This window comes from Fodinibius salsisoli (assembly GCF_026229185.1).
Taxonomy (GTDB): Bacteria; Bacteroidota; Rhodothermia; order Balneolales; family Balneolaceae; genus Fodinibius; species Fodinibius salsisoli.
Genome location: NZ_JAGGJA010000009.1, coordinates 82910 through 105348, shown reverse-complemented (window position 1 = coordinate 105348; position 22439 = coordinate 82910). Strand labels below are relative to the sequence as shown.

At 44.4% G+C, this 22439-nt stretch carries 16 protein-coding genes and 2 tRNA genes; 11 read left to right on the top strand and 7 right to left on the bottom strand.

Annotated features, from left to right (window positions below):
* Positions 1 to 14 precede the first annotated feature (14 nt).
* From J6I44_RS13960 to J6I44_RS13945, 4 genes are all read right to left on the bottom strand, one after another.
* Complete coding sequence (locus tag J6I44_RS13960) at positions 15 to 1637, bottom strand: RagB/SusD family nutrient uptake outer membrane protein (RefSeq protein WP_265766763.1); 1623 nt, start codon at positions 1635 to 1637, stop codon at positions 15 to 17.
* 96 nt (positions 1638 to 1733) lie between these two features.
* Positions 1734 to 5162, bottom strand: coding sequence for a SusC/RagA family TonB-linked outer membrane protein (locus J6I44_RS13955; protein ID WP_265766762.1), 3429 nt, complete (start codon positions 5160 to 5162; stop codon positions 1734 to 1736).
* 64 nt (positions 5163 to 5226) lie between these two features.
* A complete protein-coding gene (locus J6I44_RS13950; RefSeq protein WP_265766761.1) occupies positions 5227 to 6300 on the bottom strand; it encodes a FecR family protein in 1074 nt (357 codons plus the stop codon).
* Positions 6301 to 6641: 341 nt separating this feature from the next.
* Complete coding sequence (locus J6I44_RS13945) at positions 6642 to 7280, bottom strand: RNA polymerase sigma-70 factor (protein ID WP_265766760.1); 639 nt, start codon at positions 7278 to 7280, stop codon at positions 6642 to 6644.
* A 217-nt stretch (positions 7281 to 7497) separates the two neighbouring features.
* Between J6I44_RS13945 and J6I44_RS13940 the strand changes: the two genes are divergently transcribed.
* Genes J6I44_RS13940 through J6I44_RS13920 form a run of 5 tightly spaced genes read left to right on the top strand, consistent with a single transcriptional unit; the run spans position 7498 to position 12396 of the window.
* The gene (locus tag J6I44_RS13940) at positions 7498 to 8679 is read left to right on the top strand and encodes an SIS domain-containing protein (RefSeq protein WP_265766759.1); all 1182 of its coding nucleotides are present in this window, start codon (positions 7498 to 7500) and stop codon (positions 8677 to 8679) included.
* 5 nt (positions 8680 to 8684) lie between these two features.
* Positions 8685 to 9614, top strand: a complete 930-nt coding sequence (locus J6I44_RS13935) for a 1-phosphofructokinase family hexose kinase (protein WP_265766758.1) — start codon at positions 8685 to 8687, stop codon at positions 9612 to 9614.
* Positions 9614 to 10576, top strand: a complete 963-nt coding sequence (locus tag J6I44_RS13930; RefSeq protein WP_265766757.1) for a carbohydrate kinase family protein — start codon at positions 9614 to 9616, stop codon at positions 10574 to 10576. Before J6I44_RS13935 ends, J6I44_RS13930 begins: the two co-directional genes overlap by 1 nt.
* 1 nt (position 10577) lies before the next feature.
* Positions 10578 to 11399, top strand: a complete 822-nt coding sequence (locus tag J6I44_RS13925) for a class II fructose-bisphosphate aldolase (protein ID WP_265766756.1) — start codon at positions 10578 to 10580, stop codon at positions 11397 to 11399.
* A gap of 4 nt (positions 11400 to 11403) precedes the next feature.
* Positions 11404 to 12396, top strand: a complete 993-nt coding sequence (locus tag J6I44_RS13920) for an amidohydrolase family protein (protein WP_265766755.1) — start codon at positions 11404 to 11406, stop codon at positions 12394 to 12396.
* A 72-nt stretch (positions 12397 to 12468) separates the two neighbouring features.
* On the opposite strand, the gene agaR is transcribed toward J6I44_RS13920, so the two are convergent.
* The 3 genes from agaR to kbl form a co-directional block, all read right to left on the bottom strand.
* Positions 12469 to 13233 carry a transcriptional repressor AgaR gene (gene agaR / locus J6I44_RS13915; RefSeq protein WP_265766754.1) on the bottom strand — a complete coding sequence of 255 codons (765 nt, stop codon included), beginning with the start codon at positions 13231 to 13233 and terminating at the stop codon, positions 12469 to 12471.
* Between the two features lie 160 nt (positions 13234 to 13393).
* Entirely contained in the window at positions 13394 to 14356 is a 963-nt protein-coding gene (locus J6I44_RS13910) for an NAD-dependent epimerase/dehydratase family protein (RefSeq protein WP_265766753.1), read from the bottom strand.
* A 24-nt stretch (positions 14357 to 14380) separates the two neighbouring features.
* Positions 14381 to 15559, bottom strand: coding sequence for a glycine C-acetyltransferase (gene kbl / locus J6I44_RS13905; protein ID WP_265766752.1), 1179 nt, complete (start codon positions 15557 to 15559; stop codon positions 14381 to 14383).
* 288 nt (positions 15560 to 15847) lie between these two features.
* Between kbl and J6I44_RS13900 the strand changes: the two genes are divergently transcribed.
* From J6I44_RS13900 to J6I44_RS13875, 6 genes are all read left to right on the top strand, one after another.
* Positions 15848 to 15935, top strand: a tRNA-Leu gene (locus J6I44_RS13900).
* Between the two features lie 158 nt (positions 15936 to 16093).
* Positions 16094 to 16166, top strand: a tRNA-Ile gene (locus J6I44_RS13895).
* Between the two features lie 374 nt (positions 16167 to 16540).
* Positions 16541 to 19285, top strand: coding sequence for a type I restriction endonuclease subunit R (locus J6I44_RS13890; RefSeq protein ID WP_265766751.1), 2745 nt, complete (start codon positions 16541 to 16543; stop codon positions 19283 to 19285).
* Between the two features lie 91 nt (positions 19286 to 19376).
* Complete coding sequence (locus J6I44_RS13885; RefSeq protein WP_265766750.1) at positions 19377 to 19790, top strand: GxxExxY protein; 414 nt, start codon at positions 19377 to 19379, stop codon at positions 19788 to 19790.
* A 208-nt stretch (positions 19791 to 19998) separates the two neighbouring features.
* Complete coding sequence (locus tag J6I44_RS13880; RefSeq protein WP_265766749.1) at positions 19999 to 21081, top strand: Fic family protein; 1083 nt, start codon at positions 19999 to 20001, stop codon at positions 21079 to 21081.
* A 70-nt stretch (positions 21082 to 21151) separates the two neighbouring features.
* A complete protein-coding gene (locus tag J6I44_RS13875; RefSeq protein ID WP_265766748.1) occupies positions 21152 to 22432 on the top strand; it encodes a DUF6161 domain-containing protein in 1281 nt (426 codons plus the stop codon).
* Positions 22433 to 22439: the final 7 nt, after the last annotated feature.

Sequence of the window (22439 nt, the reverse complement as noted above, 5' to 3'; positions counted from 1 at the left end):
TATATCCCTCATTGCTACCACCCCGGATTTTGTTCTAATTCAGGATTTATATTCATTTCACTCTGAGGTATGGGGTACCGGTAAAATTCAGGTGTGTCATACCGTCTGGTCTGAATCACCTGTTTTTCGTACGTAATAGAACTATCCTCATTCAGCGTCACATCATAGCCGTACATATCCCCGGCGAATTCTTCTCCCTTTTTCCAACGCATCACGTCGAACCAGCGATGTTCTTCAAAGGCCAGCTCAATGCGCCGTTCTTTATGAATACGCTCTCGCATCTTTTCCTTGGTATAAGCCCCACAGTTCAAAGGCGGGAGTTCTACAGTTTCTCTTCCCCGCACTTCATTTAAGGCTTCACAAACCTCGGAAACAGGTCCCTGAGCCTCGTTCAGCGCCTCGGCATGATTCAGGTACATTTCTCCAAGACGGAAGATGGGCCAGGTCCTGGAATTGGGCTGCAAATTTTCACGGTCGGGCTCATACAGAAACTTTTTGAGGTTAAAGCCGGTACGGGTACCATCACCGCCACCGCCTGCTTCAGAGTCACGCCCGTCTACGCCCCAAGGCTCATAGATATAACCCTGCCACTCTGTTCCCGGTACAACCACCGTTTGATATAGCCGCGGATCCCGGTTCTCCATAGGCTTATCTTCGTCAAAGCCGGACGTTGGATCCTCAATAGACTTCCCGTTGGCCATATCGTAATCTTCAATCAGGTTTACCAGCGGGTTGGTCCCGCCCCAACCCAGCCGGTTGTTTAAGTTCATCGTACCGAAAAAAGTATTCCCATAATCCGGCTTGGCAAAAATAATTTCCCGGTTAAAAGGCTCCAGGAAAAGCTGCCGGTAATCGGGGTATAACTCATAGATCCCCAGGTCGATTACCTCTTTGGCCGCATCGGCCGCTGCCTGCCACCTTCCGGTCTCATTCGACGGGTTGTGCAGCGGACTGGCCCAGTAAAGCAGCGTACGGGCTTTCAGAGCTAACGCTGCCCCTTTTGTTGCTCGTCCCAAGTCGGAAGGCCCGTATTGTTCGGGCAGGCGGTTAGACACGGTATCTACTTCTGCGGCAATAAAATCAACGACTTCCCCGGCACTGGCACGGGGGATATCCAGATCATCCTGCACATTGATCACCTTTGTGATAAGTGGTACACCACCATACCGTTTAAAGAGTGCAAAGTAATAATAAGCACGCATAAAACGAGCCTCCGCCTTCATCCGATTGATCAACGCCTGGTCACCTGGCGTCTGCTCAATATTCTGCAAAAATAGGTGAATTTTCCGCAACGAAGCATAATGTCCACTCCAGGCACTATCAAAAGTATTTGATGGACTCCAAGCCCCACTGTTTATGCTCCAAGATCCCGCCCAATTATAAGCATTTATACCCTCATCGGTAACAGATCCCAGCATACAATAATGATAAGAACCCGAACTAAGCCCACTGCGAATGCCTGAGTAGATATTGCTGAGTACCCGCTCGGCCTGTAGTATATCACTGTATACCTCTTCTTCGGTCACTACGTTTCGGCGCGGCTCCGGGTCGAGAAAATTCTCGCAACCCAGCAAACCGGTAAATAGTAACAGAGCCAGCACCGGTACCAAGATTTCGTATCGATTTATCTTTTTCATAACTAAAACCTTATCAATTAACTATTTATGATTGATCCTTGGCCGGCTAACCGTTCAGATAAGACCGTTCAGCTGACCTAAAACTCACAGACAATCTTATAACTTTATGTTTACACCAACGTTGAATACCTTCTGAAGTGGATATTGCCAGCCGCGGAAATTTCTACTACCACTATTATTTCTGATTTCCGGGTCCTGCCATTCCACATCATCCCATGTCAACAAATTAGTACCATTGAGATAAACTCTCAGCTGTTTAACTCCTGCTCGTGACAGTAATTCAACCGGCAGCGTATATCCGATTTCAAGATTTTTAAGACGCAGATAAGAAGCATCTTTCATCCAAAATTCGGAAACTTGGAAGTTGTTAGCTGAACCGCTGGAAGACGTACTGATTCGAGGATAGGTAGCTGACTCTTTGGTTTCCGGCGTCCAGCGCCCCAGGTGATGTTCCATTACTTTACCTCCATTAAAGAACTCCCACCCTGCTTCATTCTGAAAATAAGAACTCCCGTTGGTTACGCCCTGGAAGAGCGCGCTAAAATCAAGCCCTTTGTAGTCGAATCCAAGCGAGAAGCCGAATTGCACTTCCGGGAACAAAGGATACCCGATAGGAAGACGATCATCACTGTTGATGACACCATCCCCGTTCTGATCGATATACTTGATATCACCGGGCAGCGTGGTTCCATAGGTAGACTGGTCTGCCCAGTTATCAATGTCTTCCTGGCTGTCAAAGAAGCCAGCCGTTTCAAAACCGAACAGTTGTCCTCTTGGAGTTCCCTCTGCTGAGAGCCAGGGGAAGGCGGGTTCCGGGTCAGCTAAATTTTTCCGCTCGTTCCTGGCAAAGGAGTAATTTCCTTTCAACCAGTATTGGAAGTTATTGCCGACCGCATTGCGGTGAACCAGCTCTATTTCATAACCACGATTGACCATTTCTGCAATATTACCAGGCGGGAGATTACTCTGTCCTACAATAGAAGGTACATCATCCCGGGTTATCAGAATATCATTGCGGTATTCGTGGAACAGATCAGCTTCTAACGCTAAAAAGTCTTCAAACAGATTTATTTCAAAACCAATATTGGTCTTTTCGGCGGTCTCCCAGGTTACTAATGGGTTTCCGAGTTCGGTCTGACCAAGCCCGGTGCCCCACTGCGGGTTTTCCCCGAAATAGTATCCACCCTGGTCTCCATAGGTATCAGAGAAATAGAGCCATCGGCGGCCGCCAATATCATCATTTCCAACGATTCCGTAGGAACCTCGGACTTTTAGAAAGGTGATCCATCCGTCACCGGCATTAAACCAAGACTCGTTACTTACGACCCAGCCGGCTGAGAAAGCGGGAAAAAAACCAAAACGACGGCCGGGAGCAAAGTTATCAGTCCCGTTGTAACCAAGGTTGAATTCTGCCAGATATTTGTCCTTGTAGTCGTAAGTCACACGGCCTACAAACCCCATTTCAGACCGGGGCCAAGCCGAATTAATCCAGTGACGGTCGGCCCGGAACATTGCTAACCCTGATGTTGAATGCGGACCAAAGTCCCGCGCATATTCGAGGGCCACCTCGCCGCTGTACTTGCGATCGTTCCGTCCGCCCAGAGTACCAAAGTAAGAAAGCGGGGTATTTCTACCCACCGGTTCATCATATATATACTCTCCGGTATCTTCATCCTTACCTAACAAGGTTACGGTTTGATAATCCCGATTCCATCCTTCAGCATAACGATAAATGTTATCGTAGGATATCATGGCCCGGGCCTCTAATCCCTGAGTAATAAAATCAAGCTTATGATTTAAGCGAGCAGTCACCTCAAGTGTATTTAAATCTTCCTGGCTATAGCCCGTTTCTCGAGCCAATGCAACCGGGTTACCGCCCGAGGCCTGCGACCTTACCGTTCCATTGGGGTTATAAGGCGTACCCCCATTGGGAGGGATACGTGAAGCCTGGGCTAGAATTTCACCATCTACGCCGGCTCCGGGCTGGTTACGTATTTCTTTTCGACCTGACAAGTTTAACTTAGCCTTAAAGTCGGGCGTAATATCAAAATCAAGATTTGATCGAAAGTTAAAACGCTTAAAGTTAGCGTTGGCCGAATAGTTATCATGCTCGGCTGCATCAAATAAACCCTGCTGAAACAGATAACTGCCCGAGACAAAATAACGCGCAAAATCGGTCCCCCCACTTATATTCAAATTAGTTTTGGTCTGTGCAGCGGTCTTATCCAACAGCTCTCCATACCAATCAGTATCGGGATACAGATAGGGGTCGCTACCGGTTCTATACGCTTCTAACTGTTCTTCGGAAAATCTCAAATCTTCTTCCGATGTGCCTTCATTCAGCTGTGCCTCATTATACAGCATAGCATACTCATATGACCCCACGTATTCCGGAAGCTGTGTAGGCGTCTGCAACGAGTAGTTATAGGAAAAATCAATAACAGGCGCACCCTCAGAGCCACGCTTTGTTGTCACCAAAACAACCCCGTTAGCCCCGCGAACACCATATACGGCCGTTGCAGAAGCATCTTTGAGGATAGAAATAGACTCTACAGCCGCTGGATCTATCTGGTCAAAGTCTCGTTCCACTCCATCCACTAATACCAGAGGACTGGAGCTATTGATTGTCCCGATTCCCCGAATCCTAATAGTCGGCGCATCTTCTCCCGGCTGGCCGCCACGTTGCTGCACGATCAATCCCGGTAAACGCCCTCCCAGACTGTTACCCAAATTTGCAACCGGAGACTGTTTAAGCTCTTCTGTCTGCACACTGGTTATTGATCCCGTTAACGTTTCCTTCCTCTGCTCACCATAGGCCACAACCACAAGTTCTTCTCCTTCGAGTACTTGCGGCTCTATTACTACCTCAACCTCTGTCCTTCCAGCAATAGGCTCCTCCCGTGTTTGATAACCAACAAAAGAGAAGACAAGGGTATCCTGCAGCGAAGGAACTTCAAGTTGATACTGTCCCTCATTATCTGTTGAGGTACCGATGGTAGTTCCTTTAACAGAGACATTTACAGCTGGCAAGGTCTCTCCCGACGCTGCGTCAGTTACGCTGCCGGTAATTGTTTCCTGAAGAGCATCGACCTTAGTCGCCTCCTCCATTTTCATCAGTATCAGCTGCCGATTTTGAGACAGTGCAAAACGGAGTCCCGTTCCATCGAGTATCTTCCAGAGTGCATTATTAAGACTGATCTCTTGCTCATGTAATGTCACTTTCTTTGAGGATGGGAGAAGCGCCTTGCTGTACATCAATTTGAGATCCGCCTTCCTCGCTATATTCATCAAAGCCTGTTCAATACCTACATCAGTTAAATCAATTTCGATGACCTGCTGTAGCTCATTGGCAACAGCTTCATTTTGCTGCATCTTATCATGCATAGCAATAGACTGTTGCAGATGGACTTTTGCCTGCTGCCCATGAAGCAATGGGGGGGCAACCCCCAACAGACATACTAATCCTATCAACCCGAGGATTCGAAACTGGAACCCCATCCTTTGTATCACTATCATATCATCCATTATATTTATTGTTTTTGTTCTACTTAACTTTTATGACCACTAATTATTTATCCGTTTCCCCTCTTTAACTGAACGTAATGGTATCACCTTCTTTGCCTACGCTTAAACCAAGCGATAAGGCAATATTTTGTACTACCTCTCTCATGGATTGACTATAGTCTATTTCTGCCGTTAATTTTTGGGAAGCAATCTCTCTGGTTGCTGTTTTAATATCTATATCATACCAGCGCTCAAGCTTGGGAATAATCTCACTAAGTGGACGATTATTAAAAATCAGACGCCCTTGTGTCCAGCCCAAATACCAGTCCAGATCAACATTGTCATAAATGACAGGTTCTTGATCTCCCGAGAGCACGCCCTTTTGATTACGTGTAACAATAGCCTCTTCCCCGGTTGGCCTTTTTTCAGTTCCCAGTGCAACCTTTCCTTCTGAAACAACGACCTCTAATTTCTTACGAACTCCTGACCACGCCTGGACCAAAAATTTTGTTCCCAGAACTTTTGTATAGGTCTCCTCGGAATGAACGATAAAAGGCTTATCGGGATTAGCGGTTACCTCAAAATAAGCCTCCCCTTCCAGGTAAAGCTCCCGACTATCAATATTAAAGTTTGTAGGAACCTCTATCCGACTACCGGCATGCAAGACAATCTTAGAACTATCATTCAGAATGTATGTAGCACGCTCTCCCTGATTAGCAACAATTTCACGAACTCCAACAGGGGTATTTTTGCTATTTTCATAACTACCGTTATAAACGTACAATCCAACGGCCATCAGAATAACTGCAGCTGCTGCTATTATAAAACGTTTGGGGCTGCGGCTTTGAGGTTTCCTGCCATAATCATAGGGCTGAAATGACTTTCTTTGATTCCTACGATCGGCTTCTTGGTGATGCTTAATCCTCTGCTCTTGCTTCTCCAATTCGTTCATTCCCTTTTCCAGCTTTCCCCAGCCCTCATCAACATCAAGCTGATAGGGTAACGTCCCCGATTCCTGCCAAATCTCATAAAGCTTTCCTACTTGCTCTTCTCTTTGAGGATTAGCGCTAATCCAGGATTCCATTTCGCGATTTTCTTCCCTGGTTAACTCTCCGGCAAAATATTTCACCAACTGTTCCCAAGGTATCTGCTGTTTCATTTGCTTACCGTGTCTTAAATCTTTAAAAACATCTTCTATAAGCTAATACACTTGAGAATGGCACCTCTGTGACAAAAAGAATATTTTTTCAAAAAACTTTTAACTGCGGGTTATAAGCTTCTCTTGGACTGCTGTATATAGCTATTTTAAAGAAACCGCGTCGAGTGGTTAAAAGAGAGCTTTGAAATACCACCCCGTCCCAACCCTTTAACCATACTGGCGCACCTGGTATTCTACGGCTCCGAGGGAGTTACACTCCTGTTAGTTTTAATAATAATTTGTGAGTAAACTTGAGGGCAAGACAACCGGGAGTACAACTCCCTTTGAGCTCAGAAAGGATTTTAAACATATAGCAATGCTACCGAAAATTCCGTAACCATTACTATAAGAGGCAGATAATCAGCGAGATGATTTCGTAAAAATTTTAAGGCACGCGTCATTTGTGTACCAACTGTATTAACAGAAATATCTAAGAATTCAGCTATTTCAGAATAAGTTAAACCGCTTCGACGATTCAATAAAAAAATCTCTTTCCGTTTAGAAGGTAGCTGGTTGATTCCCTCCTGAATATCACTTCGGAGTTTTTCTAATTGACGTTTATTCTTTGAAACAGTCTCCGTTTTAATCTCTTTAAATATCCGGGTGACTTCATCTTCTTTTTCTTTTACAATCCTTTGATGCCGAATCACATTCAATGCTTTATTCCGTACAGCCGAAAACAGGTAATGCTTTATCGTACCCGGTGGATTCCAGTCTTCCCTCTGAGCCCAAATATTCAGAAATATACTTTGGACAATATCCTCTGCTCCCTGCTTTTGCTTTACGAAACTATAGGCATAACCATGCAAGCGTTTGTAATAGGTACTAAATATTTGTTGAAAGGCTGCTCGATCGTTTTCTTCGCGAACTCTTCTTATCAACTCTTCCTCGGAATAAGAAGACTTCTCCACCCTTTTTTTTATTTTTTCAAACTCGATCATAGATTTCAATACCTTACCCTTTTTATTGCATTACCTTTCCTAAATTAAAATAAATTTACATAAATACAACCTTAAACTTTATTTCCCTTTACTACATCATTAAAAAACTTTCGTTTCGTTTCTTTGAGGAAGTTACTATATTGTACGATACATGGTCAAAGGGGTATTGTCGAAGAAGAATGATTTATTTATTAATCTATCTGCATCTGTATTTATCATGAGCCTATTATTAAACGCTTTCGATTCTAAAGAAAAGAACATCGACTTATTTACATCTTCAGAGATTGAACGACAGCCTTCTACCTGGAAAAAAGTTTGGAAAAAGCTTCAAAATGAAGCCGGAGAGTTATTAACATTTCTGAATCCCCTTCGAGCCAATCCCGAGTTAAATATAGCTCTAACCGGTGCCGGTTCTTCAGCCTTCATCGGAGACACTGTCTCCTCTGCATGGGTTAAGGACTTTGGCTGCCCCGTTCATGCTATTCCTACTACTGATTTAGTCACTCATTTTAAAAGTAGGATTGCTACCTCAAAACCCCTGCTTTTAATTTCTTTTGCTCGCTCGGGTAACAGTCCAGAGAGTACGGCGGCTGTGGACAAAGCCAATCAATACTGCGATGAAGTGTATCATCTTATTATTACCTGTAACCCGGACGGAGCTCTTGCTCAAATGGAAACGAAGGATAATACCCATGTATTTTTGCTTCCCCCAGAGGCTGAAGATCAGAGCCTGGCCATGACCAATAGTTTCACCAGCATGGCCTTGGCTGCTACCTTAATACCCAAAATTGTTACCGATAATACCGCAAGTCTTGCACGGCAAGTTGATCTGCTATCTGAATATGGAGAAGAGGTGATCAACGAATTTTCCACCATGCTTTATGAAGCTGCCCAAACAGATTTTAACCGGATTATCTTTCTCGGCAGCGGGCCAAACTGGGGCATTGCCAAAGAATCACATTTAAAAGTACAGGAACTGACCAATGGCAACGTCGTCGGTAAGTTTGACTCATTCCTGGGCTTCCGGCATGGACCCAAAGCTATTATTAATGACGAAACACTTTTGGTCTATTTACTTTCCAATAACGAGGCAACCAACCGTTATGAAAAAGACCTTATCGAACAGGTTGCCCAGCATGATGTCGATCTGACAACCCTTGCTATCACAGAATCCGACTGTTTGGATTCTCAAATAGATTTCTGCCTGAATCTGGCTCAAGAGGGCAACATCAGGGAAGATTTCTGGGCTATACTCTGTACCCTTCCCGCCCAAATCATCGGATTGTATAAATGCCTGCTCTTGGGTTACAGTCCCGACAACCCCTCTCCGGATGGAACCATCTCAAGAGTGGTAGAAGGAGTGACGATCTATGACAATTCCGAACCTTTGGCCCAATAACAGCTATGTTTCTTACAGTCTGTGCGAATCCATCGGTGGACTCTTTTTGGTCTATTGACCAGATACAACAAGGAACAACCAATCGCTCGACACAGGAATCCTTTTTCCCGGGTGGAAAAGGGATCCATACCGCATTGGCTATAAATGAGTTAGGAGAAAATGTAAGTACACTTGGTGTTTGGGGCGGACAGACCGGCCAATGGCTGAAAAGTGAATGCCAGAATCAAGGTATTTCAACTATAGGTCCATCTGTTGAAGCCTGGACCCGCCTTTGCATCACTGTTGATTCGGACTCCCCATGGAATGAAACAGAACTTTTAGGTGGTGGACCGGAGGTTCATACTGATGATATTGCATCCTTCAGGGAAGACTACATCAAGTGTCTTCAGCATAAAGATATCAGGGCTATCCTTATAAGTGGATCAACCCCAAGAGGATTTAAAAATGACATTTATAGCGAACTTGTGCGCAAAGCTCAAAAGAAAGACATTCCGGTCTTTGTAGATGCTTCGGGCCCACTTCTGGAACATACACTGCCCAAACATCCGTATGCTATCCACCTTAATCACCATGAAGGACACGAGCTTTCAGGAAAAGAAAAGCCCGCTGCTATAGCCCGGTGGTTAAGTAAATACTGCACCCTGGCAGCTGTTACGGCGGGTGCCGATGGTTTGTACCTTGCATATGAGGGCAAGATCTATCATGCGTTTTACACCCTGGATGAGAAAGAAATTATCAGTACTATTGGTTCGGGCGATTGCTTGCTTGCCGGACTCAGCCTCGCCATCTTCCGATACGATAAACCAGGACAATGGGCCAAATATGCTGCAGCCTGTGGAAGTGCCAACTGTATTCATCCGGAACTTGGGATGCTTAAAGCAGAAGAGGTAGAACAAATTTTTGAGCAGGTAACGCTTAACATAGTCAAACTTTGATGGATAAGAAGAACGCTAAAATAGATCTGCTGGTAATTGGAGAGCTCAATATGGACCTCATCTTTAATGAGGTTGCCTCATTCCCCGAGCTGGGAAAAGAAAAGATTGCGGGCGACATGAACCTTACGCTCGGCAGCTCATCCGCTATCTTTGCCGGGAACAGTGCCAGACTGGGGCTTTCCGTCGGATTTTGCGGCATGGTCGGCGAGGATGATTTTGGAGACGCCGTCATCACTCAGCTGAAAGAATATGAAGTCGACACCTCACTGGTAACGATGTCCGAGCAATATAAAACAGGGCTTACTGCTATCATTCGTCATGCGGATGACCGAGCGATGGTTACTTATCCAGGGGCCATGCAGCATTTCTCTATCGCTGATATTCCCAAGAAGGCTTTTCAACAAGCGCGCCATCTTCATGTTTCTTCTCTTTTTCTGCAGCCCGGCATTAAAGAGCATCTGTTTGAAATTATCCAACAGGCAAAAGCTAATGGCTTAACCATTTCCATTGATCCGCAGTGGGATCCAGAGGAAAAGTGGGACGTCGATTTTAAAAAGCTGGTTTCGCAAATAGACTTTTTTCTGCCCAATGAAGATGAATTTCTACATATAGCAGACAGCTCCAATATCGAAGAAGCTATTGCTGCATTTCAGCCCCACCTAACTGATGGCACTATTGTCGTAAAACAAGGGATTAATGGCGCTACCGGTATTACTAAGGACGAAGTAACCCAAGTGCCGGGATACTTGAACCAAGATCCTGTTGATACCGTGGGTGCCGGAGACAGCTTTAACTCGGGCGTTATCTATCAATTTTTGCAGGGCAAACCCATCGATGAGTGTATCAAATTTGGAAATATTACCGGGGCCGTTTCAACTACCGCTCCGGGAGGAACCACGGCCATCAAAAGTTTAGAAGAAGTGCATAACATTGCCAAGAACAAACTTTCAATAACAAAATAAGATGACTTTACAGGAAAAATTTTCGCAACTTGATCAACAGAATGATGCGTTGCTGGCGGTCAATTTTTATAATTTCGAAACGCTCTCTGCGGTTTTAAAAGCGGCATCAGCGCAAGAAGTGCCCATTATCCTGCAGTCCACAAAAAGTACCATCAACTACCTGGGTTTAGAAGTGACCGCTAAATTAGCACGGGCGGCGATCAGCCAGTACGATGTGGAGGCGTGGCTTCACCTGGACCATGCCCAGGATGTCGATCTTATCAAACGAGCGCTCGATGCCGGCTATGACTCAGTGATGATTGACGCCAGCGAAAAGCCTATTAACGAAAATCGGGAAGTCAGCCGCAAGGTTGTTGAAATGGCCAAACCTTATGGTGCTAATGTTGAAGCCGAGCTGGGCTACATCGCCAAGCTGGGACAATCTAAAGAGGATGTAGCCTTTACCCAGCCCGATGAAGCCCAGTCTTTTGTAGAAGATACCGGAGTGAATGCCCTGGCCGTAGCTATCGGCTCTGCGCACGGATTTTATGACCAAGACCCCGAACTGGATATTGAACTTCTGAGCCGTATCCAGCAGGCAACCCCCGCCGCCCTGGTGCTGCACGGCGGTTCCGGTATCCCTGATGCCCAAATTCAAGAAGCCATCCGAAATGGTATTCGAAAGATCAATCTCGCCACGGAAGTTAAGAATGGCTTCATGAACACCCTTCGCGAAGAACTGCCCAAATCCGATGAAATTGACCTCCGAAAGGTCTTTCCGGCTGCCATCGACCACGTTCAAAGTCTGCTGGAAAATAAAATCGCGATGATCAACCAAGCGTAATTTTATGATACCTATTGACTCCTTTTCTAAAATTGATGCACATATCCACTTTAATGCGGACCGAACCAATGTGCTTCAGCTCGCCGATCAGTTTGGCTTTTCACTACTGAGCATTAATACTGAAGTACCTGAATTTCCTTCGGTTGAAAAGCAACATACGCTTGCCAATGATCATCACCGGAAATCTGAAGTCGACCTCGCTCATGCGGCTACGGTCTCTACGGAGGGGGTGTTTGAAGAGGATTGGGCTGAGAAAGCAATTGCCAATATCAAAAGACGGCTTGCGGAAGGAGCCTGTGGTGTTAAGTTCTGGAAAAATATCGGAATGTCAATCCAGCGACCGAATGGCTCCTTTCTGATGCCGGATGCTCCTGAGCTGGAACCTATTTTCTCCTTCCTGGAGGAAGAACAAATTCCTACCCTTGGTCACCAGGGCGAACCCAAAAACTGTTGGCTTCCTGTGGATAAGATGACCGTCAACAGCGACCGGGAGTATTTTTCGGCTCACCCTCAGTACCACATGTACAAGCATGATGAATACCCGGATTACTGGGACCACATTGAAGCACGCGATCGTATCCTGGACCGTCATCCTAACCTGCAGTTCGTAGGCCTACACCTGGCCAGCCTGGAATGGAACCTCGATCAGGTTGCTGACCGACTGGACTGTTATCCTAATTTGGCAGTTGACCTCGCCGAACGGCAGTCGCACCTCTACTTCCATGCGGCCCAGGATCGGCAGAAGGTGATCGATTTTTTTGAGACCTACCAGGATCGGATTATTTACGGGACGGATATCATCGATGATCCCGAACAATCACCCGAGTCCATTAATGAAGAACTGGAGCGGCGGTGGACGGAACACTGGCAATTTTTTAGCAGTGATAAAGAAATGACGTCTTCACAAATTGACTCCTCATTCAAAGGATTGGCACTGCCAAAAGAAATCCTGGAGAAAATCTATCGTACCAATGCCGAGAAGAGATATAATTTGTGAGTAGTTAGAGGTTATTAGTTATTGGTTAATAGCTCATAAAACCAACCAATAACTAATAACAAACATCCCACACTAAACTTTCACCACTTCGATGTCTCTTTTCTTGAGTCCCTGTTCAAACTCTGGAGAGATCTCGTCGTCGGTAATGACCATACCAATAGGCGATAGATCACAAATAAATGAAAAGCTGTGGCGGCCAAATTTTGATGAATCTGTTACCGCAATAACCTGGTTGGATCGCTCTACCATCAACCGGTTAAGTTGGGCCTCTTGTGGATTAAAGGTGGTTAATCCATGTTCGAAGTCCATGCCGTCGACGCCTAAAAAGAGCTTATCAAAATAGTAATTCTTCATGGTCCGTTCGGCTTCGGGACCAACAAGCGAGTAGGATTTATCTCGCAAGACACCTCCCGTCAGCATCAGCTGAATCTCGGAAACCCCGGCCAGCTCGACGGCTGTATTAATGGCATTGGTCATCAACACCATATTCTTTTTATCCTTCAGACGAAGCGCAATTTCACGGGTTGTGGTTCCCGAATCAAGGATAATGGAGTCCCCGTCATTGACCAGTCCGGCTGCATACTCCCCGATACGTCGCTTTTTATCAACGTTAATCTTTTGCTTCTCCTCCAAAGAGGGATCATTGTAAACGTTATTGCGCAACAATGCCCCACCATAGGTACGATGGATCAATCCCTTTTCTTCGAAAAAGTCCAAGTCATTTCGAATGGTTACCGTGGATACGTCAAATTCTTCGCTCAATTCATCAACCCGTACCGATCCCTCACTCTGAATCTTATGTATAATTTTATCTCTTCTATCTACTGTTGATTTCATCTACAGACTGTTTATTATTAAGAATCGTTTTAGTGTTTTCAACATATATATGCCAAATGATTATAAAACGCAATTTTATTGCTTTTTTTCAATCCCTTTTAGAGACATAGTTGCAAAGAAAGCAATTTTTCCCATTTCTACATCCAAGATTCTGTATATCTTAGACGCTGGCTGGGTTTATATCCAACTGTGCGGCCAGGTTCTCCAGCATATCGGCCACCATCTTTTCCAGTGTAAACTGAGGTTCCCACCCCCACTGTTCACGGGCCGGACTGTCGTCGATGGAATCGGGCCAGGAATTCGCAATCTTTTGGCGATAGTCTGGTTCGTACTCGATGGTAAAGTCCGGTATATGTTGTTTAATAGCTTCAGCAATTTCAGCCGGAGTGAAACTGGTCGCTGCCAAATTATAGCTTGTACGGATGTCAATTGCATCTCCAGGTGCTTCCATCAGTTGCACCGTTGCGTTCACGGCATCTTCCATGTACATCATGGGGAGCTTGCTCTCCGGGCCTAAAAAACAGCTAAATCGTTCTCCTTTTAAGGCTTTATGATAAATATCCACCGCATAGTCCGTGGTGCCGCCCCCGGGCAATGACTTGTAGCCAATGAGTCCGGGATAGCGGACGCTACGCACATCCACCCCAAACTGCTGATGGTAATAGGAACACCACTGTTCGCCAGCCACCTTACTAATACCATAAACCGTAGTCGGATTAAGCGCCGTATTCTGAGGCGTCTGCTCTTTGGGTGCATCCGGACCAAAAACCGCAATGGAACTGGGCCAGAAGATACGATCCAGAGACTGCTCCTTCGCTATATTTAGCACATTCAACAACCCATCCATATTGAGTTTCCAGCCCAGCTCTATATTTTGTTCGGCCTTGGCAGACAGTAACGCTGCCAAATGATAAACCTGCCTGATTCCATGATCCTCAACAACTTGTGCAAGCCGATCCTTATTCAGCACATCAACAGACTCAAATGGTCCATCAGCAGCCTCTCCCCCCGGCTTCCGGATGTCGGAGGCGATGACCTTACTTTTCCCATGGATCTGGCGCAACCGCGCCGTCAATTCACTGCCCAGCTGTCCACTGGCTCCGGTTATTAATATCTTAGCCATAATGTAGTTCTCCGGGTTCTAAGTCTAAATTTCTTCTTTTACTTCTTTAAATGCTTCGATGGCTTTATCCAGGTCTTCTATTTCGTGTCCGGCCGAAAGTTGTACCCGGATACGGGCTTCGCCTTTCGGAACCACCGGATAATAGAATCCAATAACGTAAATACCTTTCTCTAACAGCCGCTCGGCAAATGCCTGGGCTTTGGGGGCGTCATACAGCATGATGGGCACAATGGGATGCGTTCCCTCTTTAATATCAAAGCCGGCCTCTGCCATGCCCTTGCGGAAATAGGTGGTATTTTCTTCCAGCTTATCCCGAAGCTCAGTCGTTTCATTCAACAGATTTAGTACTTCGATAGAAGCTCCCGTTATGGATGGAGCCAGTGTATTTGAAAAGAGATAGGGACGCGACTTCTGGCGCAGTATATCCACAATTTCCTGACGGGCTGCCGTAAATCCGCCGGAGGCCCCTCCAAGGGCTTTGCCAAGCGTTCCGGTGATGATGTCAACACGTCCTATCACATCACGATACTCGTGCACTCCACGGCCTGTCTTCCCGATAAATCCTGTGGCGTGGCATTCGTCTGACATTACCAAGGCATCATATTTGTCCGCCAGGTCACAGATTTTATCCAGCTGAGCGATGGTGCCATCCATCGAAAAGACGCCGTCGGTGGCGATTACCTTAACTTCGGCATCAGCGGCTTCTTGTAACTTTTCTTCCAGTGCCTCCATGTCATTATGGGCGTACACATACCGTTGCGCCTTACAGAGGCGAACGCCATCAATAATGGATGCATGATTGAGTCGGTCCGAGATAATGGCATCTTCCGGCCCCAGCAGCGGTTCAAAAATGCCTCCATTGGCATCGAAAGCCGCGGCATAGAGAATGGTATCGTCGGTACCCAGGAAGTCCGCTAATTTCTGCTCCAGCGTTTTGTGAATGGTTTGTGTACCACAGATAAACCGTACGGATGACATGCCGTAGCCATATTCATCGACCGTTTCTTTGGCGGCTTTTAGCACCCTGGGATGTGATGAAAGTCCCAAATAGTTATTCGAACAAAAGTTTATGACTTCGTCTCCTTTCTCTGTATTGATCACGGCCCCCTGAGGAGTCGTAATAACGCGCTCTTCTTTATAGAGTCCTTCTTTTTTCAATTCTTCTAACTCACTTTGAAGGCGTCCTTTTAAGCTACTATACATCTCTTTTCCTTTTATTGAATTTCGTTTTGTTTCTTTTATGCATCAAATAGAAAGATAATGAAATTAAACAAATATTCATTATTCATTCTACTGTTTATAATATCGACAGATAATAATAACGAAAGTTTAGCAATTTTTTGGATCCCTTTGGTAATTGACGACTCCCTCCTCTGCTTTGGATGCAGATAACAAATACCTGAAAAGAATGTTGTAGTTAATGGTTGTAATCCATTATATTTAGCGTCTCATTTTAGCAATGCTTATTTTTATAGGCGTTACAGGTGATGTGCCCGAGTGGCGGAATTGGTAGACGCGTCGGACTTAAAATCCGATTGGTATTTAAATGCCAGTGCCGGTTCGAGTCCGGCCTCGGGTACTTTTTAACTGACTTGTTCAGTAGTTTCGATTTGCATTACCAGTAAAAATCGCAATTTTAGTAGCGGCTTTTTGCTAAGATGTACCATTTCTTATTGATACTGAACGATTGATGCAGCCGTGCTAATTTTAGTTCTGGCTTGCATAAACTTATCCTTTGGGCCCGTAGCTCAGTGGTTAGAGCAGTCGACTCATAATCGATTGGCCGGGGGTTCAAATCCCTCCGGGCCCACTTTATAAACGCTAAATTACTGCCTACCAACAATTTATCGTTTTTGGCATAAATAAGGGTGCAATACTCCTTTCTTCTTACTTAACTTTACTCACTTGGATAACTGATCATCATTTTGAAGCAGAAACCTGACCAGAGGTTACTATATCCTTGACTTGTATATAAGTGCTCAACTATTAAGGCCCCATCTTGGCGTGCTTTTCAGGTACTATACTTCTGTCGAAACGAAAACAACATTCTAAGCCAGATTCTATAAATGAATATTAGGCTTTGTACCCTTTACTTCTTGCCATTCTCTAACTTTTTACTACATTACAGCAAATTAAGTAAAAACGTTGGTATTTAGTATCATCAAGGCTATAAACTAACCCATAATGAGTTCAGATAATCTTACACCTGAGCAGCAGGCAAGGAGGAAAATAGATCGAAGGCTCAATCAGTCCGGATGGGATATTCAAGGCAAAGATGACATCAACTTCAACGAGTCGAAGGGCCTTGCTATACGTGAATATCAGACAGACACCGGACCTGCAGATTATATCTCTTTTATAAACAAAAGGCCGGCCGCCGTTATTGAAGCTAAACGAGCCGAAGAGGGGCACCGGTTATTGCAGGTTGAAGAACAGTCAAACCGCTATTCATCCAGCGACCTTCAATATGTTGGAGAAACATCACTACCTTTTATTTATGAAAGCAACGGTGAGATTACACGTTTCACAAATCTAAACGATCCCAAGCCGCGGTCCAGGGAAGTCTTTTCATTCCACAAGCCCGAGACCCTGGAGAAATGGTTAAATCAGGAAAGGACGATTCGGGAACGCCTTCAAGGGTTGCCGGGGTTGAATGCCGATGGATTAAGAGACTGTCAGGTCACTGCTATTCAGAATTTAGAGCAATCTTTTAAAGAAGGCCGGCCGCGTGCCCTTATACAGATGGCTACAGGTTCCGGAAAGACATTTACAGCCATTACCTCTATTTATCGGCTCCTGAAGTATGCCGATGCCAAACGCATTCTATTCTTGGTGGATACGACGAATCTGGGAGAGCAGGCTGAGCAGGAGTTTATGAAGTATACGCCCAAAGGTGAAAACCGAAAGTTTACCGAGCTCTACCCGGTGCAGCTGCTTCGCTCCAGTTACATTGCGCCTGATAGTAAGGTGTGCATTAGTACTATTCAGCGAATGTACTCTATTCTGAAAGGAGAAGAGTTGAATGAATGGTCTGAACAGGAAAATCCTAATGAACAATTTCAGCCGGATAAGCCGGTTCCGGTGGCCTATAATGAAGAGGTGCCTATAGAATTTTTTGATTTTATCGTCATTGATGAATGCCATCGCTCTATTTATAATCTTTGGCGACAGGTATTGGACTATTTTGATGCCTTCCAAGTAGGCTTAACGGCTACGCCGGACAATCGAACCTTCGGCTATTTTAAAGAAAACGTGGTTAGTGAATATTCTCATGAACGGGCGGTGGCTGACGGCGTGAACGTTGGTTATGATGTATTTACCATTGAAACGGAGATTACCCAGAACGGCAAAGAGATTAGGGCCAAAGAATATGTAGAGAAGCGAGAAAAACTAACCCGCGAAAAGCGCTGGGAGCAACTGGATGAAGATGTGGAATACTCAGCTTCGCAGTTAGATCGGGATGTTGTCAATCCCAGTCAGATCCGGAATATTATACGAACTTTTAAAGATAACTTGCCCATAATCTTTCCCAATCGGGATAAGGTACCCAAAACGCTCATCTTTGCCAAAACCGACAGCCATTGTGATGATATCATCAAGACCGTACGTGAGGAGTTCGGTGAGGGCAATGACTTCTGCAAAAAAGTAACTTACAAGACGGAAGAAGACCCCAAGTCGGTACTGCAGCAGTTTCGCAATGAATACTATCCGCGCATTGCGGTGACGGTGGACATGATTGCCACTGGGACAGATGTAAAGCCGATCGAATGCCTGCTGTTTATGCGGGATGTAAAAAGCCGCAACTATTTTGAGCAGATGAAAGGCCGCGGGACCCGAACACTGCAAAAAGAGGACCTGGAACGGGTAACACCTTCAGCCAAAACGGATAAGACTCATTTTGTTATTGTGGATGCCGTTGGGGTGACCAAAAGCGTGAAAACGGACAGCCGTCCGCTGGAGCAAAATAAATCCGTTAAAACAAAAGACCTGCTGCATCACATTATGATGGGTAGTGCTGATGAGGAATATTTTGATTCCGCGGCTAATCGTCTGGCTCGACTGAATAAGGAGTTGGATGCGGAACAGAAGTCAACCTTTGAAGCAATAGCCGGCAAATCCATTAATACGGTCGTGAATGAGCTGTTGGATGCCCATAACCCGGATAAAATCCAGGAGCTGGCCGACAAGTCTGCTGCTGAAGGTGGTACCGAGGGGGATGAAGAAAAAGCACATGAGCAGCTAAAAGAAAAGGCGTCTTCTACCTTTACCGGAGAGCTAATCGAATACATTCAGGAGGCTCGCAAACAGAAGTTTCAAATCATTGATACGACTAATCGGGATAAGGTAACGCATGTTGGCTGGGATAAAGAACAAAAACAGCTTTCTGAAACGGTGGCGGAAAACTTCAAGACCTACATCCGGGAAAACAAGGATGAGATTACCGCCTTCAAGATATTTTATGACCAGCCGCACCGCCTGAAAGAAGTAACCTACCAAATGATCAAAGAGGTGGTAGCAAAGATCAGGCAGGATAAGCCTAACCTGGCTCCCCTGCACGTATGGAAAGCCTATGCACAACTGGAGAATTACCAGGGCAAAGATCCTCAGTCAGAACTCACGGCTTTGGTAGCACTGCTGCGTAAAGTTTGTGGACTGGACAGCGAACTACGCCCCTTTGACGCCACGGTGGATAAGAACTTCCAGGATTGGGTATTCGATAAACAGGCCGGCTCGTTAAAGTTCAACGACCAACAGATGGAGTGGCTACGCATGATTAAAAACCATATCGCTACCTCCATGCACTTTTCTAAAAATGATCTGGAGTTTGCTCCATTTGATGCCAAAGGCGGCATAGGACGTATGTATAAGCTTTTTGGCAATCAGATGGATGATATTATCGAAGAGATGAATGAGGAATTAGTGGCGTAGGTCTGAACTGTGATCATGATGATATAATATGATAGCCAGGATATCATGTAGATCAAAATCATCCTGTGCATCACAGTTCTGACAATGATAAATGAAGAAAGATAATAAATTGAGTTCGAAGCAATATAAATATTCCGATATCACCGAGCTTATTATCGGCTGTGCGATGGAAGTTCACAATACGCTGGGCAATGGGTTCCAGGAAGTTATTTACCAGCGAGCACTGGCTCATGAACTCGGATACAAGGAATTAAATTTCGAGCGAGAATTTAAGATGCCAGTGATCTATAAAGATCTCCGGATTGGCACACGGCGGGTTGATTTTCTGGTGGAGGATAAGATCAGCGTTGAGCTGAAAGCAGTAGTAGAATTAGAAAAGGTACATTTGGCACAGGCGATTAATTATTTGGAGGCGTATAATCTTGAAATCGGATTGTTGATTAATTTTGGCAACACCCGGCTGCAGTTTCATCGGTTGGAGAATAAGAAATTTGAACCGACATGATGATAGGCCAAAAGTTTTGAACTGTGATTACCGTGATAATTGAGGTATACAGGATCGTAAATGATCATGCACATCATATTTTATCCCAATCATCACAGTTCTGACAATTGATCGCTTAATCAAGTCTGTTAGACTAAAAAATTTCTTAATCTAATAAAACGCCATATATTAGATTAGTAAAATCTATAATCTAATTCATTAGAATAAGGTGGATATAAAGCATCATAAACTGGAGCACTTACCTCCTTCGGAGGATATAACGCCTGATCTTAAGTCATTAACCTCTGCTCATCACGCATTGGGTGAAATAAAAGGGCGTATAACGCGGGATGTTATTAATCCAAGCCTGATCATCGCCCCTCTGTTGACCAAAGAAGCGGTCGCCAGTTCAAAAATTGAAGGCACACAAACGACCGTTGAAGAAGTATTAAAATATGAGGCGGAGGAGCCTAAAAAAGAAGATTCAGACATTCGAGAGGTGGTCAACTACCGGAAAGCTATTCAGGAGTCTATTGAGTTTCTGGAGAAAAAGCCGCTGGGCGAACACCTGATCCGTAATCTTCATGCTACGCTCATGGCCTCTGTGCGGGGCAAAGAAAAAGATCTGGGCAATTTTAGAAGGATGGCCGTTCACCTGGGACCTCCCGACAGTTCAGCGGAAGAAGCAGAGTATGTACCTCCAAAGCCTAATGAGATAACAGACCTTATGAAAAACTGGGTGGAGTTTGTTCATGATAAAGAGATGGATCCTTTAATTCAGGCCGGAATTGCCCATTACCAGTTCGAAGCCATCCACCCATTTATGGACGGTAACGGCCGTATCGGAAGATTACTTATTCCCATATTGCTATATGCCAAGGATGTCATACCCTATCCTTATCTGTATATCAGTGACTTTTTTGAACAAAACAGGAAACACTATTACGATGCTCTGCGGGGCGTGGATCGCGACCGGGATTGGGACAGCTGGATCAGCTTTTTTCTTTATGGCGTTAAAGAAACATCTGAACAGATGCAGGACAAAGTTGTAAAAATGTACCGGCTATATGGACGTTTAAAAGAAGAACTGGTGGATCTTAATTCCCAATATTCTCAGCTATTGTTGGACCTGCTATTTGAAAAACCCATTATTTCCTCTAAAGAAATTTTAAAGCAACTGGATCAGCCGAGCCGACAAACGGTCTATAACCTTGTGGACAAATTTGAGACCCAAGAGATTATTTATGAAATAACGGGAAATAAGCGGAATAAAGTTTATGCGTTTCGGGAGTTACTGGGAATCATTAAGTAAAGGGGTGACAAGAGTTGTCAATATTATCAATATTTTTGCTGTTACATATGTATAATTAGAAACTGTTATAATGACCTATAAAGCCTTAAGAGAAAAAATATCTGGCTCAGACAACTACGAGCACTTCAAGAGCTTAAATATTACAGTTAATTGTCCTCATCTTGACTTTCAAAAGCAATTTGAAGGCATTAATGATATTTATCGGTTTTTCCGACAGCAGGCGCAGGCTTGGGAAAAAGTCAATAATGAAATACCAGGGACACTGAAAAACTCCAAAAACCACTTTTCAAATCTGCGGGATAGAATTGCTAATTTTGTTGAGCAAAACCTCAACGTTAATGGTAATGCCCTCCAAAACAATTGGCGAAACCTTAGTAATCAATTAAAGCGTCGAAAGACAATGAATGGTGGAACGCCGATTTTTTTAGCAGAAGCTCCTGAAACCAGCTATTTAATTGAGATTTATAATGACTATCCAGAAGCTTTTGGTGGGCTCCATGAATTTATTGTTACACCCGATAATCAAAATATTGACCTAAGAAATGCCTCTCCGTCTAAATTAAAGGGATACATCTTGGGATATGAATTTCGGTTGCAAGATCACACTGAAATCCAGCAGAGAAGGGACAACGAAAAAATTAGTCTTGGTCATATAAGAAGTAAATATGAGGATTATCTACAGCAAGCTGAGAAAGATTTACAGGATACGATTAAAAAGACAAAAGCTAATTATGACGAATATGTTCAGGCTATAGATGAATTAGAAAAAGCAAAAGAAGAATCATTTGAAAAATGGTTTGGACAATCAAAACAAGATTTTATTTCTTTTTTCGAAAATGCTAAGGAAGATGCACAGAATCTTCGAGAGGTTTATAGAGAAAGATTACGGTTTGCTGGCCCTGTTGAATATTGGCAGGAAAGAGCATCTGATATGAAACAAAATGGTGAGTGGTGGATGAGATGGTTTGGTGGATCTATAATTTTAGCAGCCAGTTCAATATTTTTACTTTTGTGGTTGGTACCAGATAGCATGACTGCTTCATTATTCAAGGGTGATCCAGAAGCTATTAAATGGACCTTACTTTTTGTAACATTTATTTCCTTTCTTGCCTATGGTGTGAGAACATTTTCCAAACTAACTTTCAGTTCTTATCACTTGGCACGGGATGCGGAAGAGCGTGAACAACTCACCCATATTTATCTTGCTCTTAAGAAAGATTCTAATGTGGAAGAAGAGGATCGGCATTTGATTCTTCAAGCTCTGTTTAGTCGCGCTGAGACGGGTCTATTAAAAGATGATGCTGCCCCAACGATGCCAGCATCTGTATTAGAAAAATTTAGAAATATATAGCCTTATA